Source organism: Synechococcus sp. R6-5 (assembly GCF_047461775.1).
Taxonomy (GTDB): Bacteria; Cyanobacteriota; Cyanobacteriia; order Thermostichales; family Thermostichaceae; genus Thermostichus.
This window is the reverse complement of record NZ_JANSHV010000027.1, coordinates 1-4,258: the sequence shown is the minus strand read 5'-3', so window position 1 is coordinate 4,258 and position 4,258 is coordinate 1. Positions and strand designations below refer to the sequence as shown.

The window sequence follows — 4,258 nt, the reverse complement described above, 5'->3', positions numbered from 1 at the left end:
CAGTGTTCAGCGTAAATGTATCAGCATTGAGTCATGGCTTAAGATCTTCACCGCTGAATTCAACCAATTTGAGACCATCAACGCTACTCAGGCCTGGTCTTTGTTTTTCACCATCAGCGCTTCCGATCGGCTGCTGGGTGACAACCCGGCTGTTGGCCGCTACCTAACGTTGGCTTTGTTCAGCGCCGTCCTCACCGGGATCCTGAATGTGCTGGTGGCTTCTTAGCTAGACCCTTTGCGGACGGAACGAGTTTTTTGTTAAGAGGCCGCCGGCAGAGGCAGCTTGACCTGAGACAAGGGGATCCTGCTCTCAGGTTTTTTGATTTTGAATGGGAAAGGATCCCTTGTTCTCTTTGTGGGGCTGTCTTCCGATGAAAGCTGCTGGGATAGATTTCGCGGAAACGGATCACTTTGAGGCGCCGCCTCTGACCACCAAGTTGCCCCTGCTGCTGGCCCCGGCGGGGGATTGGGAGTGTGCCAAGGCGGCAGTGGAAAACGGAGCCGATGCCATCTATTTTGGGCTGGAGCGCTTCAACGCCCGGATGCGCGCCCGCAACTTTACGGAAGCGGATTTGCCGGAACTGATGGCCTGGCTGCACCGGCGGGGGGTACGGGGCTATGTTACTTTGAATACTCTGGTTTTTCCAAGGGAGCTGACGGAAGCCGAGGGATACATCCGCTCGATGATCGCGGCGGGGGTGGATGCGGTGATTGTGCAGGATATCGGCATAGCCCGCCTGATCCGGCATCTTTCCCCCGATTTCCCCATCCATGCTTCCACGCAAATGACCATCACCAGTGGAGTGGGAGCGGAGTTTGCCGCTGAGCTGGGCTGTGAGGTGGTGGTGCTGGCGCGGGAATGTTCCCTCCAGGAAATCGCCCAGATCCAGGCCTATCTGCAAGAGAAGGGATCCTCCCTATCTCTGGAGGTCTTTGTGCATGGGGCGTTGTGCGTGGCCTACTCGGGGCAATGTCTGACCAGCGAGGCGCTGGGGGGGCGTTCGGCCAATCGGGGGGAATGTGCCCAAGCCTGCCGCATGCCCTATGAGCTGGTGGTAGACGGGATCCGCCGCGACTTGGGGGAGAAGCGGTATCTGCTCAGCCCTCAAGATTTGGCCGGGCTGGAGGTGCTACCGGAGCTGGTGAAGCTGGGGATCCGCTGTCTGAAAATTGAGGGCCGGCTGAAATCCCCAGAATATGTAGCCAATGTAACGCGGGTGTATCGGCAGGCGTTGGATGCGCTGGGAGCGGGGCAGCCGTGGCAGCCTTCGCAGCAGGAACGCTACGAGCTGGAGATGAGCTTTTCTCGCGGGCTTTATACGGGCTGGCTGCGGGGCATCAACAACCAGGAGCTGGTGCACGCGCGGTTTGGCAAGAAACGGGGGGTTTACCTGGGGCAGGTGGTGGGGATCCAACAGGATCAGGTGGGGATCCGGCTGGAGGCACCCCTCAAAGCTGGGGACGGCGTGGTGTTTGACCAGGGGCAGCCGGAGTTGCCGGAGCAGGGGGGGCGAGTTTACCGGGTGCAAGAGAAGCAGGGGCTGGCCTGGCTCAGCTTCGGAGAGGGGGTCATTGATCTCAAACGTCTGCGGGTGGGGGATCGCCTCTGGAAGACCAGCGACCCGGAACTGGAAAAGCGCCTGCGCCAAAGCTACGCCGGGGATCACCCCCGCTTTCAGCGGCCTGTCCACATGGAGGTTCACGGCCAAGTGGGATCCCCGCTGACGCTGATCCTGCGGGATGAGCAAGGCCATACGGTGCAGGTGGATTCGCCGCTGCCCCTGGAAGCTGCCCACCGCCAACCCCTCACCACCGAAAAACTGCGACAGCAACTGGGCCGTTTGGGCTCCACTCCCTTCAAGTTGGGATCCCTGCACAATGCCTTGCAGGGGGAGGTAATGCTGCCGGTGAGCCTGCTCAACCAGATGCGCCGACAAGCGGTGGAACGCCTACAAGCTCTGCGAGCTCAGCCCCCGCGCTGGCAACTCAATCCCGAAGCTCGCTGGCAAGATCTGGTGCCTTCTCAGGAGGAGCCCGAAAGGGGATCCCCGCAGTTGGTGGTGTTGGTGCGGGATCCGGCGCAACTGCCGGCGGCGATAGCCAGCGGTATTAGGCAGATCTATCTGGAGTTTGAGGATCCCCGCCGCTATCGGGAGGTGATCCGCACAACCAAAGCCGCCCATCCCGAGGTGGAACTGTGGGTCGCTCCGCCCCGCATCACCAAGCCGGGAGAAACCTGGATCCTAAAGCAAGTGTTGGCCGCTGGGGCCGATGGCTACTTGGTGAGAAATTACGACCATCTCCGTTTTTTTGCCGGGCAGCGTTGCATTGGGGATTTTTCCTTGAATGTGGCCAATCCCATCACGGCCCACTATCTCAAAACCCGCTACAACCTGGAGCGCCTGACGGCTTCCTATGACCTCAACCATGAGCAACTGGGATCCCTGCTGCAAGCCGGCCCCGCCCATAGGTATGAGGTTACCCTTCATCAACATATGCCCCTGTTCCACATGGAGCACTGCGTCTTTTGCGCCTTTTTATCCAGCGGAACGGATTACACCAATTGTGGTCGCCCATGTGAAAAACACGAGGTGAAGCTGAGGGACAGGGCCAATGTCGAGCACATTTTGAAGGCCGATGCCGGCTGTCGGAATACCCTCTACAACGGCAAGGCCCAAACGGGGGCAGAATATGTGCCGAAATTATTGGCCTTGGGCCTGCGCTATCTGCGCATCGAATTTTTGCATGAATCCCCCGCCGAGATCCAACAAACCCTGCACCGCTATCAGCAACTCCTACAAGGTCAACTCAGCGGATCCCAACTGTGGCAGGAGCTGAAGCTACACAGCCAATTGGGGGTTACGCGCGGGTCTTTGGAGAGTTAACGGCTGCGCTGTCTTTCTCTAGGGCGCCGGCTCTGCAGCTGTGCTCCGACCGGAGCAATGCGAAAAACATTCCGGCAAAGTTGGCGTAAAATTTCCTCAGGGTATTGTTATTCCCAGGTGCTTCCCCAACCTCTTCTCAGCTTTTTCTCTATCCTCTGGTTGCCGTGAAACACACCCTCAGCGCCCTCGTGCAGGATCAGCCTGGCGTTTTAACCCGCATTGCGGGGATGTTTGCCCGTCGCGGCTTTAACATCGACAGCCTCACCGTTGGCCCCACCGAACGACCGGGGATCTCTCGCATCACCATGGTGGTGCAGGGCGATGAACACGATGTGGAGCAGATGACGAAGCAGCTCTACAAGCTCATCGACGTGCTGAAAGTTACCGATATCACCCATGTTCCCTGCGTGGAACGGGAGCTGATGCTGGTCAAGGTCAATGCCAGCCCCGATACCCGCTCCGCCATTATGGATGTGGCCCAAATGTTTCGTGCCCGGATTGTGGATGTGGCAGAGGAGTCTTTGACTCTCGAGGTAACCGGGGATCCCGGCAAAATGGTGGCCATCATCAAGATGTTGACCAGCTTTGGCATCCGTGAGATCGCCCGTACCGGCCTGGTGGCTCTCACCCGCGAGTCCGGCGTGAATACGGAATACCTGAAGCAACACCCCACCTTAGTTACCGTCTGATGGCCTCAGGGGAAGCGATGCCAAAACTGGGGTGGAGTTGTAGGGGATCGGTTCTGCGGGGCACGATTAGCCTTGTGGCTATTGTGCTGGTGGGGCTGCTGGCCGGCTGCGGCCCTAGACCGCCAAAGCCGATTGTGCAGCAGGCCCTCGCCTATCAGATCGCTCATTTGTCCGGGCCGGTGGGATCCTTAGTGGGCAGCGACCGGTTGTCGGCACATCTGGAATTGCAGGATGTGAAAATCCGCCAAGATCGCCGTGAACCTTTGCTGTTAGTCTCAGGAGAAACCCTGGAAGGCCATCACCTCAGCGGTACCTACACCCTAATCGTGCATCCGCCGGGATCCCGCCGCCCCTATCGCCGCAAAGGGGATCCCTTCCAGCTCACCCTGGCCCACCAAAAGGCACAAACTGTTGCTACACAACGCTCGCCCGACCGCGTCAAAACCGTGCCCGAACGGTGGCTGCTGGCCTACAGCTCACCGGATTCCAAGACTTGGGAGGTCATCGACTTTCTGCCTCAGCCCGCACCGGCACCGGAGTTGCCTCCTGCCGGGCCAGAACCTACACTGCCGGCAACTGCACCTGCTGCCGCCGACGTTGGCAGGACGGAGTCCGATGGAGCTCCCAGCCCTACCAATACTTCTACTCCCACCTGAAGTAGAGCATGACTCTAGTCAATAATAA

General features: G+C 59.0%; 4 protein-coding genes. All 4 read left to right on the top strand.

The window, feature by feature from the left end:
- A partial coding sequence (locus tag NW818_RS01650; protein WP_414423660.1) for a hypothetical protein occupies nucleotides 1-226 on the top strand: 226 nt, incomplete at its 5' end.
- A 145-nt stretch (nucleotides 227-371) separates the two neighbouring features.
- Nucleotides 372-2,885 carry a DUF3656 domain-containing U32 family peptidase gene (locus tag NW818_RS01645; RefSeq protein WP_414423659.1) on the top strand — a complete coding sequence of 838 codons (2,514 nt, stop codon included), beginning with the start codon at nucleotides 372-374 and terminating at the stop codon, nucleotides 2,883-2,885.
- A gap of 164 nt (nucleotides 2,886-3,049) precedes the next feature.
- A complete protein-coding gene (gene ilvN / locus NW818_RS01640; RefSeq protein WP_011432604.1) occupies nucleotides 3,050-3,574 on the top strand; it encodes an acetolactate synthase small subunit in 525 nt (174 codons plus the stop codon).
- A 74-nt stretch (nucleotides 3,575-3,648) separates the two neighbouring features.
- The gene (locus tag NW818_RS01635; protein ID WP_414423658.1) at nucleotides 3,649-4,230 is read left to right on the top strand and encodes a hypothetical protein; all 582 of its coding nucleotides are present in this window, start codon (nucleotides 3,649-3,651) and stop codon (nucleotides 4,228-4,230) included.
- The last annotated feature ends 28 nt before the right edge of the window (nucleotides 4,231-4,258 follow it).

Bases quoted from the DNA above. Each gene is read 5' to 3' on its own strand.
- NW818_RS01645 (WP_414423659.1), top strand. From the start codon at position 372: ATGAAAGCTGCTGGGATAGATTTCGCGGAAACGGATCACTTTGAGGCG.